The 18,521-nt window shown below is 58.9% G+C and carries 16 protein-coding genes and 2 tRNA genes; 8 read left to right on the top strand and 10 right to left on the bottom strand.

All coding sequences use genetic code 11. The annotated features are described in order from the left end of the window. Window positions 1–137: 137 nt before the first annotated feature. The gene (locus BLR25_RS12825) at window positions 138–995 is read right to left on the bottom strand and encodes an outer envelope protein (protein WP_091938237.1); all 858 of its coding nucleotides are present in this window, start codon (window positions 993–995) and stop codon (window positions 138–140) included. Between the two features lie 420 nt (window positions 996–1,415). Between BLR25_RS12825 and BLR25_RS12820 the strand changes: the two genes are divergently transcribed. Continuing rightward, window positions 1,416–1,511: transfer RNA gene (locus BLR25_RS12820), tRNA-Sec, on the top strand. Window positions 1,512–1,528: 17 nt separating this feature from the next. Here the strand turns inward: BLR25_RS12820 and BLR25_RS12815 are convergent. After that, the gene (locus BLR25_RS12815) at window positions 1,529–2,092 is read right to left on the bottom strand and encodes a transglutaminase-like domain-containing protein (RefSeq protein ID WP_091938235.1); all 564 of its coding nucleotides are present in this window, start codon (window positions 2,090–2,092) and stop codon (window positions 1,529–1,531) included. Window positions 2,093–2,564: 472 nt separating this feature from the next. On the opposite strand from BLR25_RS12815, the gene BLR25_RS12810 reads away from it, so the two are divergent. Beyond that, window positions 2,565–2,771, top strand: a complete 207-nt coding sequence (locus BLR25_RS12810; RefSeq protein ID WP_091938233.1) for a hypothetical protein — start codon at window positions 2,565–2,567, stop codon at window positions 2,769–2,771. 85 nt (window positions 2,772–2,856) lie between these two features. Here the strand turns inward: BLR25_RS12810 and BLR25_RS12805 are convergent, their stop codons facing one another. Further along, complete coding sequence (locus BLR25_RS12805) at window positions 2,857–3,651, bottom strand: sulfite exporter TauE/SafE family protein (protein ID WP_091938231.1); 795 nt, start codon at window positions 3,649–3,651, stop codon at window positions 2,857–2,859. Window positions 3,652–3,874: 223 nt separating this feature from the next. On the opposite strand from BLR25_RS12805, the gene BLR25_RS12800 reads away from it, so the two are divergent. Then, window positions 3,875–4,411, top strand: a complete 537-nt coding sequence (locus BLR25_RS12800; protein ID WP_091938229.1) for a ferredoxin domain-containing protein — start codon at window positions 3,875–3,877, stop codon at window positions 4,409–4,411. Window positions 4,412–4,498: 87 nt separating this feature from the next. On the opposite strand, the gene BLR25_RS12795 is transcribed toward BLR25_RS12800, so the two are convergent. From BLR25_RS12795 to BLR25_RS12785, 3 genes are all read right to left on the bottom strand, one after another. Then, window positions 4,499–4,786 (bottom strand): hypothetical protein, encoded by a 288-nt coding sequence (locus BLR25_RS12795; RefSeq protein ID WP_091938227.1) that lies wholly within the window; start codon window positions 4,784–4,786, stop codon window positions 4,499–4,501. A gap of 135 nt (window positions 4,787–4,921) precedes the next feature. Beyond that, entirely contained in the window at window positions 4,922–6,835 is a 1,914-nt protein-coding gene (locus tag BLR25_RS12790) for an ATP-binding cassette domain-containing protein (protein ID WP_091938225.1), read from the bottom strand. Between the two features lie 9 nt (window positions 6,836–6,844). Further along, window positions 6,845–7,378 (bottom strand): peroxiredoxin, encoded by a 534-nt coding sequence (locus tag BLR25_RS12785; protein WP_091938223.1) that lies wholly within the window; start codon window positions 7,376–7,378, stop codon window positions 6,845–6,847. A 61-nt stretch (window positions 7,379–7,439) separates the two neighbouring features. On the opposite strand from BLR25_RS12785, the gene BLR25_RS12780 reads away from it, so the two are divergent. The 3 genes from BLR25_RS12780 to BLR25_RS12770 all read left to right on the top strand — a co-directional run bounded on the left by BLR25_RS12780 (window position 7,440) and on the right by BLR25_RS12770 (window position 11,511). Beyond that, window positions 7,440–7,514 (top strand) — tRNA-Arg (locus tag BLR25_RS12780). Window positions 7,515–7,613: 99 nt separating this feature from the next. Further along, window positions 7,614–9,014, top strand: coding sequence for an asparagine--tRNA ligase (gene asnS, locus BLR25_RS12775; protein WP_091938221.1), 1,401 nt, complete (start codon window positions 7,614–7,616; stop codon window positions 9,012–9,014). Between the two features lie 211 nt (window positions 9,015–9,225). Beyond that, window positions 9,226–11,511 carry a CHAT domain-containing protein gene (locus BLR25_RS12770; protein ID WP_176785875.1) on the top strand — a complete coding sequence of 762 codons (2,286 nt, stop codon included), beginning with the start codon at window positions 9,226–9,228 and terminating at the stop codon, window positions 11,509–11,511. Between the two features lie 62 nt (window positions 11,512–11,573). On the opposite strand, the gene BLR25_RS12765 is transcribed toward BLR25_RS12770, so the two are convergent. From BLR25_RS12765 to BLR25_RS12755, 3 genes are all read right to left on the bottom strand, one after another. Then, window positions 11,574–11,828, bottom strand: a complete 255-nt coding sequence (locus tag BLR25_RS12765; RefSeq protein ID WP_091938217.1) for a hypothetical protein — start codon at window positions 11,826–11,828, stop codon at window positions 11,574–11,576. 110 nt (window positions 11,829–11,938) lie between these two features. After that, window positions 11,939–13,444 carry an HlyD family type I secretion periplasmic adaptor subunit gene (locus tag BLR25_RS12760; protein WP_245715552.1) on the bottom strand — a complete coding sequence of 502 codons (1,506 nt, stop codon included), beginning with the start codon at window positions 13,442–13,444 and terminating at the stop codon, window positions 11,939–11,941. Further along, complete coding sequence (locus BLR25_RS12755; protein ID WP_091938215.1) at window positions 13,441–15,615, bottom strand: type I secretion system permease/ATPase; 2,175 nt, start codon at window positions 15,613–15,615, stop codon at window positions 13,441–13,443. Before BLR25_RS12755 ends, BLR25_RS12760 begins: the two co-directional genes overlap by 4 nt. 286 nt (window positions 15,616–15,901) lie before the next feature. Between BLR25_RS12755 and BLR25_RS12750 the strand changes: the two genes are divergently transcribed. Continuing rightward, entirely contained in the window at window positions 15,902–16,648 is a 747-nt protein-coding gene (locus BLR25_RS12750; protein WP_091938213.1) for a fused MFS/spermidine synthase, read from the top strand. A gap of 57 nt (window positions 16,649–16,705) precedes the next feature. Here BLR25_RS12750 and BLR25_RS12745 read toward each other — a convergent pair whose 3' ends face one another. Next, complete coding sequence (locus BLR25_RS12745; RefSeq protein ID WP_091938211.1) at window positions 16,706–17,077, bottom strand: sirohydrochlorin chelatase; 372 nt, start codon at window positions 17,075–17,077, stop codon at window positions 16,706–16,708. Window positions 17,078–17,346: 269 nt separating this feature from the next. Between BLR25_RS12745 and BLR25_RS12740 the strand changes: the two genes are divergently transcribed. Continuing rightward, window positions 17,347–18,507, top strand: a complete 1,161-nt coding sequence (locus tag BLR25_RS12740) for an efflux RND transporter periplasmic adaptor subunit (RefSeq protein ID WP_218122734.1) — start codon at window positions 17,347–17,349, stop codon at window positions 18,505–18,507. Window positions 18,508–18,521 lie beyond the last annotated feature (14 nt).

Raw genomic sequence — 18,521 nt, 5'->3', positions numbered from 1 at the left:
GCCCGACGCTATCTCGCATTACCCTTTCAACGCAGCGGCCGCCAGTACGAAAAAAATCCCCCTCTTTTTGCGAAGAGGGGGGATTTCAGTAATCTATCCCTGGCCTGCCGAGCGATCCAGAGACGATGACACTTGAATCAGAAATGGTACTCGGCGCGAATCATCGGGGTGCGTGCAAACGCACCGGTTCCGGCGGCTCCGTTGCGGTTGTTGCCAAACTTGTTCATCCAGTATTGGTATTCGGCACCGACCTTGAACGTATTCTTGCGAACGCCGACGATACCGCTGGCATCGTACATCAGCTTCGCGTCCACATTGGTCTCGCTTGCGGTATCGACGCCAAATTCGTCCTTACCCTTCGACGCGATGAACAACGCGTAGCCTTCGAAGCTCAGCGGCAGGGAACCGACCGTGAACGGGATGCCCCAAGTCGTTTCCAGCATCGGATGCGCCTTGTAGTGATAACGCGGCGTACTGGTTGCGCTGAAGCCATTGTAGGGAGCATTGCTTTCCCAAAGTTCGAGCACGCTGACATTGAGATAGCCGGGAACGTCGAACATTACCGTCGGACCGGCCACCAGCATGCGCTTTTTCGAGTTATAGCCTGCATCGCGCTTGGTATTCCAGTCGAAACCGCCTGACACACCGAAGCCGCGCACCGGGCCGACCTTGAAATCCTTGCCGTACACTTTGCCAAGATCGAGCGTGTGGCGATAGACCACATAAGCTTCCTGCGCTCCGTTGTTGGATCCGACATCAACCGGATCCTTCTTGTTCGAGAACAGGAAATCGGCGTTGAGGAAGTTCGAGCCGTACTTGTAACCGCTCACATGCGTGAAGTTCACGATGTTCTTGGCCACGATATCGTTGTTGAACGGTTCCGCAAAATGCGTTCCGTAACGATAACCGATCGAATTATCCTGCCAATCAAGCGCCTGAGCGGAACATGCCGCGCCAACGATGAAGGCTGCGAATGCGCAATGTTTCAATGCCATGACATCCTCTTAAGAAATAAAATACAGTCGCGCCATGGCACGCGCCAACCACCGGTTGCATTGGCCGCCTAACGCATGAAGTGCTTGAAAAATCAAGGCGCGCGATTCTATCACCAGTACTAACAACTGTAAAAAGCCGTAAAGGGACGCCCCTTGTATATCGCCCGGATGGAGTAATCCGTGGTCCAGTCGCTGTCCATGTATCTTCGCCAACTCGCATCTGACACACGAAAGTTCGCCCCATTTCCATGCACGCCTCAAGGTCGAAGACAATTTCGCGACAAGCGACGATTCATCCATCTGATAACGGTTGCCACCGTTCCGAATTGTTGCCATGATTGCCTCGAAGAAGGCGCAGGCAGAACAAGGGCTGCTTTTATGCTTGATGGATTCTGCCGTAGCCCTTGCACTTCAAGTTACGGAAGAGATCGTTCCCCGGTGGGGCGGCCGGACTTCAAAACCGGTAGGGCCCGTTAAACGGGCCCGGGTAGGTTCGACTCCTGCTCTCTTCCGCCAACTGGCTTTCGGCCAAGTCAGTCTTGTTGGCCGGGAAATACGCCGCGCCATTCAACCGACTCGGCGGCGAATCTCGCAATGCGAAGTGAATTGATGAAGTCCGCATATTGGTCGAGCGAATCATAGGGGCCGTGGACGCCGTTCATGCCGCCCCACTCGGCTGAAGCACCATAGTCAATGACCATGATCTTTCCGTCGACCATGAAGCCTGCAACCCAATGATGCGGCTGTCCAAATCGATTCTTGACGAAGATGTACTTGGCTGCGTACTCCGGCCTGAGTTGATTCAGGGATTGGATGGCAAAAGCGGCGGCATCGGTGCAATAACCCGATTTTTGTTTGAACGTCCCCTCCGCAGTGCGAGCAAGCAACCCGGAAGGACCGTTTTGCCGAGTACGTTGCAGTATGCTGTTCAACCTGCCGTGATCGAACTTGAAGTTGCTGCGCAACCAGTCGGCGACATCCGTGTATGAATTCCACTGCGCCACCGCGGAAGCATAGCTTGAGTCGTCAGCGGCTGTCGCCACGCCGGTTTGAAACATCCATGCAACAACCATCAGCAGTTTTACAAGCGTTCTCATGCGGTCTCCTCGCAAACGTCGTTGCACAACAACGGCATTCGACAGTAAATGACGCTTACTTGCCGATGCCTGTCGTTGACTATGGGATCGGTATTGAGTTCAAAGCCGGACGGAGCCGGACCGCAGTCACCCGAACAGGTGCTTCCGGGACATTCCTGCGCGTCAGCGCGCTGGCAAAGCCTGGGCCTTGCGTATCGGGAGAGCGAACCGAAATACGCCGCCCAAAGTCCGGGCAGCATCGACAAAACGGGGGCATAATTGGGCGCACGACGCAAAACAGACCTGACGGCTCCTTTGCCCCACAATACCTTGCAGCACGCAACTGGACACCAGCCCTCTGTCAAATGTATGCGGGCCGGGTATGTGAAGGAACTCTGTCACGCACTGATGGCAACATGAACGACGACACACTGGATTGACTTAACCGATACCTGACGGATTCAGGCTAACGCGGCAACGGAGGTGACGGCAAATGGTGATCAAGAACGCAAGTGCAGCAGCCAAGGAGCTTAAAGCCAAGAACAAGCGATGCAGGGAACTGATGCGCATCATCAAGGCGAAGAAAGCCACCGACGCCGACGTCAAGGAATTCCTGGCATTCCCGCGCGATATCGGTCCCTCGAGAGGACGAGTCTTTGACATCCTGCTGGCGGCAAGAAAGGCCGCCAACAACAGCTGACGAACTCCCGCAGATCAGGCTGGCGAAGCGCACCGACGCGACGCCAGCCCCAGGAATCAAAAGGCCTTCAGGCCGGGCGCGACGATCAGGCGCCGAAAGTCTTGGCGAAATAGATCACCGTCAGCACGCTGCCGACGGTAATGATCAGCCGCTTCAGCCAGAGCGACGGCAGTCGCCGCGCCAGCATCGCACCAGCATATCCACCGACCAGCGCCGTCACCAGCATCACAAGCGTATGCGGCCAACTCACCGCACCGGCCACGATGAACGTTACCGCCGCCGTCGAATAGTTGATCGCCGACGCAAGGTTTTTGAGCGCGTTCAGTTCCTGCGTATCGTCGATCCCCTGAATCGCCAGCGCCGCCAGCGTCAGAATGCCAAGTCCGGCGCCAAAGAAACCGCCATACACGGCGACCGTCAATTGCAAGACCGTTCCGCCGATGCTGCCAGGATGGTCGTGATCACTGCCGAGGCCAAAGCGGGATTTCACGGCACTCACCAGTCGCGAAATCTGCGCCGAGAAGGCAAACAGCGTCGTCGCCAGCAGCAGCAACCAGGGAATCAGGACCGAGAAGGTTTCGTTCGAGGTCGCAAGCAAGATCAGCCCCCCACCCAGTCCCCCCAGCAGGGAAACAACGGCCAGTAGCATCGAGAAGCGTCCATGCCTTCTGATTTCACGCCGATACGCCCAAGCGCTGGAAAAACTGGCCGGCCAGAGAGCGACGGTATTACTGGCATTGGCGATGATCGGCGGCACGCCCGCGGCGAGCAAGGCAGGAAACGAGAAGAAGGTTCCGCCGCCGGCCATGGCGTTCATGCCACCCGCAATAAAAGCCCCGGCGGCGATGATCAGATAGGGAGAAAGTGCGTTGAAATCCATAGGGTGCGGGTTCTGCCGAAAACAAAGAGAAAGCCGGGCGCAAAGACCAAACCCCGGACATAAACGGATCGATCAGACGCGCATTCTATCGTCAACACCGCCTTTGCCCGCGTCGAGCGCAAAGCACAAGCATCGCGCCACCCTTGCCCCCACTTCCCAATTTTCGCCGGCAAGCGGCGTAAGATAGGCGCTTGTCCTGAAACGCAACGCCGGAGCGCATGCCATGCCGATTTATCGTGAAGAACAGGAACGCAAGAGACTCGTCAGGGAAATCTGCGAAAAAATGATGATTGCCGCACGGACGGCGCCCAAGGCCAAAGGCATCGACAATCTCTCGATCCTGACGATCGACGGCATTGAACTGCAAACGATCGCCGAAAAAATGAAGGAGATGGCCGTCGCCAACCGTGCCCCCGCCGGATTCAGCCGCGACGCCGACAACCTGCTCAATGCCGACTGTCTGTTCCTGATCGCCACCCGGATCGTCGCCTGCCGGATCCAGCACTGCGGCCAATGCGGCTTCGACAATTGCCAGGAAAAGGACAAACACCCGAAGGTGCCCTGCCACTACAACTCTTGCGACCTCGGTATCGCGATGGGTTCGGCGGCCAGCGTCGCCGCCGACAATCGAGTGGACAACCGGATCATGCGCTCGATCGGCAAAGCCGCCATCGAACTCGGCCTATTCGGCAAGGGAGAGTTTCTGGCCTACGGCATCCCGCTGGCCGCGAGCGGGAAGAACCCGTTCTTCGATCGCTGAGCCGCCTTGCGCCGCTGTCGTCCGGCCATCTGAAATGGCCGTACTGAAGGAACCGCGCCACTCAAACGAAAGATGACAAGCGCCTCCTCAGGCCACATGCGCCTGGAGTGCGCCAACGAGGAAATCGACGGAAACGGGATCGACACCGCCTAACCAGTTGCCCGACAACAGCAATCCGCTTGTCAGCGAATCGAGCACAGCGGCGATTTGCGTGCTGAGTCCCATGCCAGCGCACAGGGCCAGCACGGCCGCGATCCGCCGCCGCTGCCGCCACAGTGCGGCGACGCCGCGTTCGCTGGCGACCAGGCTGGAGCGAACGATCGCATAAGCGGCCGGAGCAGTGGCACTACCAAAACGGATTGTCGAAAGGCGCATGTCGGTTCTCGCTGAAAGGGCTTTTTGATGAGCGCATTCTCCGGCATGAATGTTTCATGCAGATGTCGGCGCCGCGCCAATTCATTGCAAGATGTTTCCCGCCCGCGCCCAACGCCGGGCAACGATCGTCCAAGCTCAGGATTCGAGGGCTTCCCAGCGCTCGAGCAAGGCCATCAATTCGTCATCAATCTCGCCAAGCCGCGTTGACAGTTGCTGCGCCTCCTGCGGCTGCGACTGGTACAGTGCCGGGTCTTCGAGCCGCTGTGTGATCGTCGCCTGCTCGGCCTCGAGCGCGGCGATCTGCCCCGGCAAGGCTTCGAGCTCGCGCGTTTCCTTGTAGCTCAGTTTGCGTTTTCCGTCGGCGCGGACTTTCGGCTCTGCCGGCACGTCCTGTCGCGGTGTCTGCACGCGTTTGTCGGTCTCCTGCGCCGCCTTTTCGTTGCGCCGGAACGCCTGGTAGTCGGCCCAATCCTGATAGCCGCCGGCATATTCATGCCACCGCCCCTCGCCCTCTGGTGCGATCGTCTGGGTGACGACATTGTCAAGGAAGGCCCGGTCATGACTCACCAGGAAGAGCGTGCCCGAATAGTCCTGCAACAGCTGTTCGAGCAGTTCGAGTGTATCGATGTCAAGATCGTTGGTCGGTTCGTCGAGCACCAGCACGTTGGCTGGCCGCGCAAACAAACGGGCCAGCAAGAGACGGTTGCGCTCGCCGCCCGAGAGCGACTTGACCGGAGAACGCGCCCTTTCCGGAGCAAAGAGGAAATCGCCGAGATAACTGATCACATGCTTGCGTTCATTACCGATCTCGACGAAATCGGATCCCGGCGAGATGACATCCACGAGCGCCGCCTCATCGTCGAGTTGTGTCCGGAACTGATCGAAATAGGCGACCTGCAGCTTGGTACCGAGTCGCACCGAACCGCTATCCGGCGCCAGCTCGCCAAGAATCAGCCGTAACAGCGTCGTCTTGCCAGCACCGTTGGACCCAATCACGCCGATACGGTCGCCGCGCTGCAGCCGACAGGAAAAATCGCGCACGACGGTTTTGTCGCCGAACGCCTTCGACACGCCAAGCAACTCGGCCACCAGCTTGCCGCTCTTGTCGCCGGCATCGATCGCCAACTCGACTTTGCCCTGACGATCGCGCCGTGCGGCACGGTCCCGGCGCAATTGCTCGAGGCGGCGGACACGACCTTCGTTGCGGGTGCGCCGTGCTTCGATGCCCTTGCGGATCCAGACCTCTTCCTGCGCCAGGAACTTGTCGAACTTGGCGTTCTGCACCGATTCGTCGTGCAGCATCTGCTCCTTGCGCGCCACGTAGTCGGTAAAGTTTCCTGGAAACGACTGCAAACAACCGCGATCGAGTTCGACGATGCGCGTGGCAACACGATCGAGAAAGCGCCGGTCGTGGGTGACGAAGACCATGGCCACACCTGACGCCAGCAGCATGTCCTCGAGCCACTCGATGGCGCCGATATCGAGATGATTGGTCGGCTCGTCGAGCAGCAGGATATCGGGCGTCACCGCCAATGCCTGCGCCAACGCAAGGCGCTTTTTCTGGCCGCCCGAAAGCGTGCCGATGCGTGCATCGGGATCGAGCGAAAAACGTTGGATAACCCGCTCCGCCTGAGCCTCGAACGACCAGGCATTGTGCGTTTCGAGTTCTGCCTGCAGGTGATGCAACCGGTCGAGCAGCGCCTCGTGGTTGTCGTTCGAGATCGCCATGGCATGAGACACCTCGTGATACTCGGCCAGCAGCGCCGAAACTTCGCCCATCCCGGCAACGACGGCTTCGAAAACGCTACGCTCGGGATCGAACGGCGGCTCCTGCGGCACATAAGCGAGGCGCAATCCCGGCTGACGCCAGACGCTCCCGTCATCGAGCGCCCCCTGGCCCGCCAGCGCGCGCAAGAGGGAGGATTTTCCGCAACCGTTACGGCCGATCAGCGCGACACGTTCGCCCGCTTCGAGTTGAAATTCGGCATGATCGAGCAAGGGGACATGGCCGAAGGCCAGCGAGGCATCGGCGAGAATCAGGTGCGGCATGAGATCGTATTAGGGTTTTCTGACAGGATTGAGGGTCTTCAGGTCGGCGATGATCTCGGCGGAGTGCTTGGAGGTATCGACCTTCAGATAGGTTTTCGCAATTTTACCCTGCGGATCGATCAGAAAGGTATAACGCTTGGCAAAACCGACGACCATCCAGTCGGCATAGGCGCCGTAACGCTTGGCCACGGCACCGTCGCGATCCGCCAACAAAGAAAACGGTAAATGGTACTTGGCCGCGAATTGTGCATTGGACGCGGTCTCGGCAATGCTGACGCCCAGGACCGTAGCCCCCTGCGCCATTAACTGCGCGATGTCGTCGCGGAAATTGCAGGCCTCCTCGGTGCACCCCGGCGTGTCGTTCTTGGGATAGAAATACAGCACCACCCACTGCCCGCGCAGCCCCTCCAAGGTTATTTCGCGCCCGTTCTGGTCGAACAGCGCGAATGCCGGCGCGATACTACCCGGCTCGGGAATCGGCTCGGCAATCGCCGCGGACGTTGAACACAGCAACAAGAGGGAAACCCAAAGACGCTTGAACATCGCAATTCTCCTCGAAAACTGGCAGTCGAGGCGCCGGTCGCGCTAGAATACGCGCCCTGACCTCCTCGTAGCATAATGGATAGTGCACACGCCTCCTAAGCGTGCGATACAGGTTCGATTCCTGTCGAGGAGGCCACCCGCCGATATTCCGGCCCAATGGTCCCCGACCCAACGCCAGCGTTAGATGCCGTATTGCGCGCGAGGTTTCCGCGCCTCTCCGAAAGGTCTCGATTTCATGTCCACGTTCAGCGTCAAGCAAATCCTCGCGGGCCAGGCGCCCGCGGATCAACCGGTCACCGTCAAGGGTTGGGTCCGCACCCGGCGCGACTCCAAGGCCGGCATTTCTTTCGTCAATCTCTCCGACGGCTCCTGCTTCAACCCGGTGCAGATCGTCGCGCCGGCCACGCTCGGCAATTATGCCGATGAAGTTGTCCGTTTGACGGCAGGCTGCTCGGTCGAAGCCACTGGACTGATCGTACCCTCGCCAGCCAAGGGACAGCCCTTTGAACTTCAGGCGAGCGAACTCAAGGTCGTCGGGTGGGTAGACGACCCCGACACCTACCCGATCCAACCCAAGCCGCATACGATGGAATACCTGCGCGAAGTCGCCCACTTGCGCGCCCGCACCAACGTCATCGGCGCGGCGACACGCGTCCGCCACACCATCGCCCAGGCTATTCATCGATTCTTCGACGAACAGGGATTCTTCTGGGTCAATACGCCGATCATCACAGCCTCCGACGCCGAAGGCGCTGGCGAACTGTTCCGCGTGTCGACGCTCGACATGATGAATCTGCCGCGCACACCGGACGGCAAGATCGATTTCTCCAAGGATTTCTTCGGCCGCGAAGCCTTTCTCACCGTTTCCGGTCAGCTCAACGTCGAAACCTATTGCATGGCGATGTCCAAGGTCTATACCTTTGGACCGACCTTCCGCGCCGAAAACTCGAACACCAGTCGCCACCTTGCCGAATTCTGGATGATCGAACCGGAAATCGCCTTCGCCAATCTCGCTGACGACGCGACCCTCGCCGAAGCAATGCTGAAGTACGTCTTCCAGGCCGTACTCAACGAACGCGCCGATGACATGGAATTTTTCGAGGAGCGTATCGAGAAAGGCGTCATCGCCAGGCTTCGGCAAATGATCGACACGCCTTTCGTGCGCATGGATTACAGCGAAGCGATCGGCATATTGCAGGCGGCCAAGGAAAAATTCGACTATCCGGTCCAGTGGGGAACCGACCTGCAGAGCGAGCACGAACGCTATCTCGCCGAACGCCACGTCAAGGGTCCGCTGGTACTGATGAATTATCCGAAAGAGATCAAGGCCTTCTACATGCGGCTCAACGACGACGGCAAGACCGTCGCCGCCATGGACGTCCTGGCCCCCGGCATCGGCGAGATCATCGGCGGCTCGCAGCGTGAAGAGCGACTCGACGTGCTGGATGCGCGCATGGCCGAGGTCGGCCTCGATCCTGCGCATTACGGCTGGTACCGCGACCTCCGCCGCTACGGCACCGTCCCCCACGCCGGTTTCGGCCTCGGCTTCGAACGCACGATTTCCTATATCACCGGACTCGCCAACGTCCGCGACGTCATCCCCTTCCCGCGCACGCCGGGAACCGCACGCTACTGAACCCAGCCACCGAGAAAAGCCCGTTCCGCCCACGTGCGCAACGGGCTTTTTGTTTTTCGGGCATCCTTGCCTATAACATAACAATAAGCCGATCACATCAGGGATGGATGCCATGTCAATCTACATGCGCTGGATAGCCGGAGTACTTACCGTGTTACTTGTGGCCGGATGCGCAACAGAAAATCTTCTGGGACGAAAAACAGAGGCGTTGATGGCGGCACGCTACGGTGATCTCGAGAAACACGCGAGCCAGGATGTGCAGGATCTTTCCAACGCCCGAACGTACAAGCTTGCTCCTCTCTGTATCGCTTACGCCAAACAAAAGAAATATGACAAGGCGTTTCCCTGCTTCGATCAACTGGAGAAAAATCTGAAGCGCGGCGATACCAATTACACCGATATCGAACAGCAGGAAAAAGACAGTCCGCTCATCATGAGCCTGGCCAGGATGGGCTCGAGAATGAGTAACACCAGTCTCGAAATGGATTTCACACCTTATTTTTATGTCATGCGTGCGGAAACCTACATGGACATCGGCGAGTTCGACAAGGCAATCGCCGATGCTCGGAGTGCAATCGCGGCAAAGCCACGCGAACCTCGTCGCCTGCGCTCACACGAGATCACGACGCTAGGCGTGCTTGCGCTCGCCGAAGCCTTGAGTGGCAAACGCGACGCGGCACTTGCCGACGCGCGCAAACTCGAAGCAATCGGCACTGAATCGCCATATCATTTATTTGCAATCGACAAACACTTCTGGCTGGCCAAGACGTACATGGCGCTTGGCGACTACCCACGCGCGTTGCACTTTATGGAAATCAAGGAAACAGCCGATGCCCGGCGCTCCCGCGAGAGTGCCAATCAACTCCTTGGCGGGAATGCCCGCGGCGAAAGCATCTGGGAATTCCAGATGCTGCCGACTGCCTTCATGCGCCACAAGAGCCAGCTCGAGGTCGGCCGCACGGCCGAGGCGAAACAAGGCTATGACGAACTGCTGGCCAAACCGAAAATCCGGGAAAACGGCGAGATCTACTGGCGTATCCTGTTCGACAGGGGCCGCATCGCCGCAGGCGAAGGCGACCTCCCGTCGGCGATCGACTTCTATCGGCGGGCCGTCGACATCATCGAGCAGCAGCGCTCAACCATCAACACGGAAACCAGCAAGATCGGCTTCGTTGGCGACAAACAGGACGTCTATCGCCAGTTGGTATCCGCCTTGATTGACGCCGGAGACATCGCCGGGGCGTTCGAATACGTCGAGCGTTCCAAATCGCGAGCGCTCGTCGACCTGCTCGCCGGCAAGCAGGACTTCGTCATTCATGGCAACAGTCCGGAAAAAGTCGAGGCGCTGCTGGCCAAGGTTGAGCTTGCCGATACGGCCCAGTTGATTCAGGAAGGCGGCGAGAGCAAGCAGAAAACACGCAGCTCGGCGCTCGAAGCGCGGGAGCGACTGCGCCAGGAATCGCCACAACTCGCCTCGCTCGTCAGCGTATCGTCATTGAAGGCCCCGGAAATTCAGTCGCTGCTGGCGCCCGACGAAATGCTGATCGAGTACTACGCAAACGGCCCCGACCTGATCGCCTTTGTGGCAACGAAGGCGACGCTGAATGCCGTCAAACTCGACGGCAAGGCACTGACGGAAAACGTCCGTCGCTTCCGCAAAGCAGCTGAGACGCCCGACAGCCCAGAAGCAGCGCCGCTATCGCGGCAGCTGTACCAACAACTCGTCGCGCCGCTGTCGCCACAACTGACGAAAGCCAAACTGACGCTGATCGCCCACGGCCCCTTGCATTACATGCCGTTCGCAGCCCTCCACGACGGCCAGGCCTATCTCGTCGAGCGCTTCGCCCTGCGTCTGCTGCCGAGCGCCAGCATCCTTCCCTTCCTGCGCCAGTCACCGCCCTCGACACCGGGCGATTTGCTGGCCTTCGGCAACCCCGACCTTGGCAACCCACACTATGATCTTGAATTCGCACAGAAAGAAGCGATCACGATTACCCAAGGACGTCCCCAATCGCGCACGCTGTTGCGCAAGGACGCCAACGAAACGGCTTTCCGTCGGTATGCCGGCAACTTCCGCTATCTCCATTTCGCCACCCACGGCCAATTCAACGCTGACGCGCCATTGCAATCGGCACTGATGCTGACGGGTGACTCCCAATCGGACGGCCGTCTAACCGTCGACAAGCTCTACTCGATGCGGCTCAACGCCGATCTCGTGACACTCAGCGCCTGCGAAACTGGCCTTGGAAAAGTTGCCAGCGGTGACGATGTTGTCGGACTGACCCGCGGCTTTCTCTATGCCGGCGCGTCGACGATCGTCGCCAGTCTGTGGCAGGTGGATGATCAGTCGACAGCCTTCCTGATGATGCGCTTCTACGAGAACCTGAAACACACCGACAAACGCGAGGCACTACGCCTCGCGCAACTGGAAACCCGCCGAAAATATGCACATCCCTTTTACTGGGCCGCATTCCAGCTGACTGGCGCCGCGCGCTGAATCACCCGCCAGCGCTCCTGCACGCAGGCCTCACGCGTGATCCGGGCCGTATCCGCTTGATGTCAGCCCAGAGCCCATACTGCGCCGAATTCATCGACCCCAACCAATCCAAAACCAGGATTAGGCCGAAGAACTTTTCCGGATTTCACGTCGAAGAAGCCGGAGGACGAGGTCAGCCGAACCAGGGCCGCGATCGACCGCAGCCCAAGACGCTCGATGTTGCTGATCCGGCATATCTCGCCATTCTCCATGGCTTCACCGATGATCGGCAACACTGTCTCGATGCAATCATCATCGTGAAGTACGACATCCTTCATACAGGCTCCCAACACCTCTTACTAGGCCATGACGCCCCCGGGCGCATTCACCAGCCAGCGGCGCACAAGGTCAGGCCCCTTCCCGCGAGCCTGCGCTTACGCTTATTGATTTATCGCTCCCGCAGGCTTTCTCGTTTGTATTGAAGCAACGGACTCAAGAAATACTCGATGACACGGCGCATGCCGGTCTTGATCTCGACAACCACCGACATCCCCGGCGTAAACCCGACCTGAACCCCATCGACATCGATGAAGGAACGATCCAGGCGGATACGCGACGAAAACAGCAAGCCTTTCTTCTCATCGGCAATCGCGTCACGCGACACCGACACCACATGCGCAGGAACCGTGCCGTACTTGGTGTACAAGAAGGTATCGAACTTGACCTCGGCCAATTGATCGACACGGACAAAACCGATATCCCGATTCTCGACCATTGCCTCGACCTCTATTTCCCGATCGGGCGGCACGATATTCATCAGAACCTGAGCGGGGGTAACGACGCCGCCGACCGTATGCACGGCCAGTTGTTGGACTTGACCATCGACCGGCGCTACCAGGCGCATCAGATGATTCTTGTTATCCGCCTTCAGGTACTCCTGTTCCAGCGCTGCGATCTTCTGTATTTGTTCGGTCGCGCTATCCAGGACAGTACGCCGGAATTCGGCGATGATATTGGCCCGCTGCCATCGCGTCTCGCTCAAGGATGCTTGCGTTTCCCGAAGGCGGCTGCGCTGGCTTTCAAGATCCCCCTCAAGCTCTATCCTCGACTGCTCTTTCTCCAGAAAGGAATGCTGCGATACGAAACCTTGCTGGACAAGCTGCCCAAAATCCGATGCACGTTTGTTGACCAAGGGCGAGGTCTGCTCAAGCTTATTGATGATTGCCGCTGTCGTGATCAACTCCGCCTCACGGCGCGCGATCTCAGACTCCGAGCGCGTTAACTTGGCCTTGAACTCCGCAAACTGTCCTTCGGTCTGCAGCGTCACTTCATTCAATCGCTCATGCGGAACCGCGCCTTTGATCGACAAAGGCGGCAGCACACCTTTGGCAATCGCCTTTTGCAAGGCTTCAGCTTTAGCCAGTTGCAATCGGGCACTGAGCAAATCGCTGGCAGTACGGGCCAGATCCGCACCGGTTGACGTAGTATCGAGTTCAACCAGGACTTGCCCGCGCTGGACCTTTGCGCCCTCGAGCACATGGATGGCACGAACCACCGACGTCTCGATGGGCTGAATCGCCTTGGTCCCCTCCCTGAGTAAGATCTTTCCCTGCGCCGTCGCGACGATCTCAAGCTTGCCAACTACGGACCAAACGATCGCCAGCAACCCGAACGCAATGATGAGGCGCATCGCAATCCGGGGCGCCGGGGATGGCGGCGTCTCCTGCAAGGACAGCGCGGCAGGCAAGAACTGGGCCTCGAACGGAGTGAACCTTTCGCCGCCAAGCGAGTCCCGGACGCGCCATGTCTCCTTGAAAATCGCGGAATATCGCGCGAGCAAATCGCCGAAGGCAGACAGGAATACGCGCACTCGACCGCCGTGGAGGAAAGGCGAAACACCTCGCTTCAACAAACCCGTAATCATGCTTAATGCATTGGCTGTCAGCTCGCTCATGTGCTGTCTCCATGCTGCAATCCGTACAGATAGGCATACAGGCCATCGGGCGTCGACATGAGATCACGATGAGAGCCTTGCTCGACGATCGCGCCTTGATCCATGACGAGAATCCGATGCGCATCTCGAATCGCCGAGAGTCGGTGGGCAATGACGATGACGGTTCGACCTTGGCACATGAGCCGCATGTTTTGCTGCACGATGCGTTCGGACTCATAATCGAGCGCACTCGTCGCTTCGTCGAAAATCAGAATTTTCGGATCGCGCATCAGCGCCCGTGCAATCGCTATGCGCTGACGCTGCCCTCCGGACAGCCCAGTACCATGCTCACCAACAATCGTGTCATACCCGTCGGGAAACTCCGAGACAAACTCATGCGCCCCGGCAAGCTTGGCCGCCCGAATCACCTCATCAATAGGCGCACCGGGACTGACAAGCGCAATGTTTTCGCGGATCGAACCGTTAAACAGCACGTTCTCCTGAAGCACGACACCCACCTGCCGGCGCAACGATGACGGATCTGTCACGGAAAGATCGACATCATCGATAAATACGCGCCCGCGATCGGGGATGTACATCCGCTGAACGAGGCGTGTCAGAGTGCTCTTCCCCGATCCGGATCGCCCGACAATGCCGATGATCTCGCCGGGATGAATGACAATCGAGATATTGCGCAAGACATCCTGTCCGTCGGGGCGATAGCGAAAATAGACTTCGGAAAACTCAATTTTCCCGTCGAGTTCGGGCAAGGTCGCTTTTTGCCCGACAATTTCGCCGCGCGTATTGAGGATATCGCCAAGACGCTGCATCGACACCCCAACCTGCTGGAAATCCGTCCACATTTGAGCCAGACGCATGATCGGTCCGGACACTTGTCCGGACAACATATTGAACGCGACCAACTGGCCGACCGAAAGCTCACCGCCGATGACAAGGCGCGCACCGAACCACATCGTCGCCACGGTCACCAGCTTGCCGATCAGAGAAACGCCGCTGTTGGCGAAAATACCCAGCGACGCAGTACGAAATCCCGCAGCGACATAGGCCGCCAGTTGCTTGTCCCACTTCCGTGTCCAGTGTGGCTCCACCGCCATCGACTTGACCGTATCAACCCCGCTGACCGTCTCAACCAGAAAGGCTTGATTTTCTGCGCCTCGCGCAAACTTTTCGTCGAGCCGTCTCCGCAGGATCGGCGTCACAACCACGGAAATAATGACATAGCATGGAATCGACAAGACGACGATCAACGTCAGAACGCCGCTATAAAAAAGCATGACGGCAATAAAGATGATCGAGAACGCGATATCCAGCACCAGCGTGATGGCATTGCCGGTCAGGAACGAACGAATGTTTTCGAGTTCGCGGACGCGGGCCACCGAATCGCCGACGCGTCGCGCCTGGAAATAGGCAATGGGCAAACCAAGCAGATGGCGAAAGAGACGGGCGCCAAGCTCAACGTCAATGCGACTGCTGGTGTGGGCGAACACATAGCTGCGCAGTCCGGTCAAACTGACTTCGAATATCACGACGACGAGAAACGCTATAGCAATGACATCGAGCGTCGCAAATCCACGGTGCACGAGCACCTTGTCCATGACCACCTGAAAGAACAAGGGCGTGACCAGCGCGAACAATTGAATCGCCAGCGAAACGAGCAGAACTTCGCCAAGCAGGCGACGGTACTTGACGATGGCCGGAATAAACCAGCTGAAATCAAACCGGGCGAACTCGCCCGCCAACGAAGCGCGCGAGGTAAACAAGAATGCATCGCCAAACCAGATTTCGCGCAGAGCCTCAGCACTGAGAAATTCCGGTCTCGGCATCGCCGGATGTTGTATCAGTACACGCATCTGGCTACCGACCGTCTCGACACGCGCCAAAATGAAATAGCGGCCATCGTTGGCCAACCCGATGGCGGGCATCGGCGTCGATTGGAGACGCGTCATATCGACCTGCGTACGTTTGGCGATCAGACCGAGCTTTTTTGCTGCGAGCAGCAACTGCTCTGGACCCAGGTCAACGCCACTGGCCGAAAATTCGTGCCGGATCTGTTCGATATCGGCGGCGATGCCGTGCAGCCTTGCCATGATCACCAAGCATTGCAGGCACGACTGGTCTTCCTCTTCCAGGACTTCCGCCACCCCCTCTATCGCAGCGTCGTTGATTGCCATCGCTCCCCCGTTCGCGGAACAGACCTTTTTGCCCCAGCGGCAACAATGCACCAGCTGTTATCGTTTTTATTTCATGAACAACATGACACCGTATGACAATGCCCTTATACGCCGCAAACGGAAAAAGGGCTGTGACATAAATCACGGTTCTACACGTTCATTCTCTCTGCGACAGGATTCGGCCGTCTTCAGCGACGATGATGCAGACGACAAGAGCCGTCGGACTCCCCGTTTGCGGATCGATGCGTTATCATGCCGGCCCATCGGCAATCCATCTGCAAGCCCCATGTCCATCGAGGTCAGTGAAAAATCCGGCGTTCGTTACCTGCACTTCAGTGCCGACTGGATACAGGGGGCGATGCGCATCCGAAAGCCGAACGCGCTGGAGCTTTCCTACAGCCGCGACATGATGGCCTGCCTGCTGCTGCGTGACGCGCCCTGGCCGCGCAATGCCCTGCTGGTGGGACTCGGCGCTGGCTCGCTCGTCAAGTTCATTTACCACCAACTACCGGACACGCACATCACGGTGGTCGAGATCGACCCGCAGGTCGAGATCGTCGCGCGCCTGCATTTCAATCTTCCCGACGATCCGGAACGCATCCATATCGTCATCGGCGACGGCGCCGACTTCATGCGCCAGTCCGGGAAAAAATTCGACGCCATTTTTGTCGACGGTTTCGACAAGAACGGGCGTGCCGGAATCCTCGACACGCTGCCGTTTTACCAAGCCTGTCGCGCGCGGCTCAGTAGTTCAGGCCTGATGTCGGTCAACCTGCTGGGACGCAGTCGCGGGTTTGCCGCCAGTGCCGAGCGGATCGCGACGGCATTCGAACAGCGTGCGTTGATTTTCCCTTCGTGCGACAGCGGCAACACGATCGCCTTCGGCGCCGGCGACGACCTCGTCGAGGTCCCCGCCGCCGAACTCGCCGAACGTGCAGAACACATCAAGAGCACGATGGGCCTCGATCTGCTTCAGGTTGTTCCGCGCCTCAAGGCCGCCGGAAAGCTCTCTGGCGACCGACTGGTCTTTTAGGCGCAGGCCCGACCTTTAAACTGCCGCATCCGGCGGCGTCAGTCGATCGTCAAGAATTCAATCAGCCAGCGTCACCACATGCGCAGCCATCGCCTGGACGACGGCTTCGGCCTCGCCGATCGGACCGGTCAATTCGAAACCAACCTGCGGATGCGCCTCACGCAGAGCGGCCAGGATTTTTGGCAAGTCTTCCTTGAGGTGCCCCCCTTGGGCCAGGAACATCGGAATCACGACGATGCGCCGAAAGCCCTCGGCAATCAACCCGGCGGCACAGTCTTCCAGGCTCGGTGCCATAAATTCGAGATAGGCCGGTTCGACGCGCGCATCGGACAAACGCGCGCGCACCGCCCGACAGAGCCGATTCAGCGTTTCAGCCCATTCGGGGTGACGGGCGCCGTGAGCAAACAGGATCAGAGCAGTCGTGGTCATGGGATTCGAAAGTACCTTGGCAATGGGTCAGAAGAAGCCGGATGATACGCCAGTTAGGCTTTCTGGGCGGAACCTGGCGCCCTCTTTGTCAGTCTGTACGACTTGACTGCCTGATCCTAAGTTCCGCCCCGGTGCAATTGCGACGGACACCCATCCCGTAACAATTTGCAATATTTACATACATCAATGTATGTATAATAGCGCCATTCACGTTCGGAGAACTCCCAATGCCGCGCTCACTCTCTTCCGGCCCTGCCCGTCAGCGCCTCATGCTTGCTACCCTTGCCATCGTTTCGGTGCTGACGGCCGCCTGTTCGCGCGACAACGCACCGAAGCAAGCGGCCGCGATGCCGCCCTTGCCGGTCACCGTCCAGGAGGTGCAACCGACGAGCCTGCCGACCACGATCGAGCTGATGGCCCAAACCGAAGGTGCCAAGGAGACTGAAGTGCGTGCCCGTGTCGGCGGCATTCTGGTCAAGCGTCTCTATGAAGAAGGTACCGTCGTCAAAGCCGGGCAACCCCTGTTCCAGATCGACCGCGCGCCCTACGAGAATTCGCTCGCCGAAGCCAAGGCGCGTGCCGACCAGACCGCGCGTGAAGAGGCGCGTCTCAAGGGGCTGTGGACCAAGCAGGCGATCAGCCAAAAAGAATACGACGACGCCGTCTCGGCCAACGCGATCGCCCAGGCGACGCTGCAACAGGCACAACTCAACCTGTCCTGGACAACCGTCACCGCCCCGGTCTCGGGCGTTTCCGGGCGCGCCAACAAATCCGACGGCAACCTGATCTCGACGGCTGACGCGGTGGCATTGACCTCGGTGTACCAGACGAATCCGATGTGGGTACGTTTCGGCCTCTCCGACTCAGATACTGCCGACATTCCCGGCGGACAACTCAAACCCGGCATGGTCAAGAGCGTCGAGCTCGTGCTCCCGAACGAAAAGGTGTATGAGAAGCCCGGCAAGATCAACTTCCTCGCCTCGACGATCGATACGACACTTGGCACGCAGCAACTGCGCGCTGAATTCGACAACAAGGATGGCCAGTTGCTGCCCGGCCAATTCGTGCGTGTCCGCCTCAATATCGGTGAACGCAACTCGGTCTATCTGGTGCCGCAGGCAGCGGTACTGCAAACCGAACAGGCGCGGCTGGTAATGGTCGCCGGCCCCGACAACAAGGTCATGCCAAAACCCGTGCAGACGGCCGAATGGCGCGGCAAGGACTGGGTGGTCACGCAGGGCTTGCAGCCGGGCGACAAGATCATTGTCGATAACCTGATGAAGCTGCGCCCCGGCGCCACCGTCGCTCCGCACGGTCCGCAAGAGGGCCAGGGCCCCGGCGCGGCAGGCCAGCCGCCGGCTGCCGGCGGAGACGGCAAGTCGCAAGCGCCGGAAGCCGCCAAGCAAGCCGCCGCTCCGGCCAAGCCCTAAGACGCACCAGACAA

This window comes from Propionivibrio dicarboxylicus (assembly GCF_900099695.1).
In the GTDB taxonomy this organism is placed as follows: Bacteria; Pseudomonadota; Gammaproteobacteria; order Burkholderiales; family Rhodocyclaceae; genus Propionivibrio; species Propionivibrio dicarboxylicus.
The sequence above is the reverse complement of the archived record's forward strand: the minus strand, read 5'-3'. Positions and strand labels throughout refer to the sequence as shown.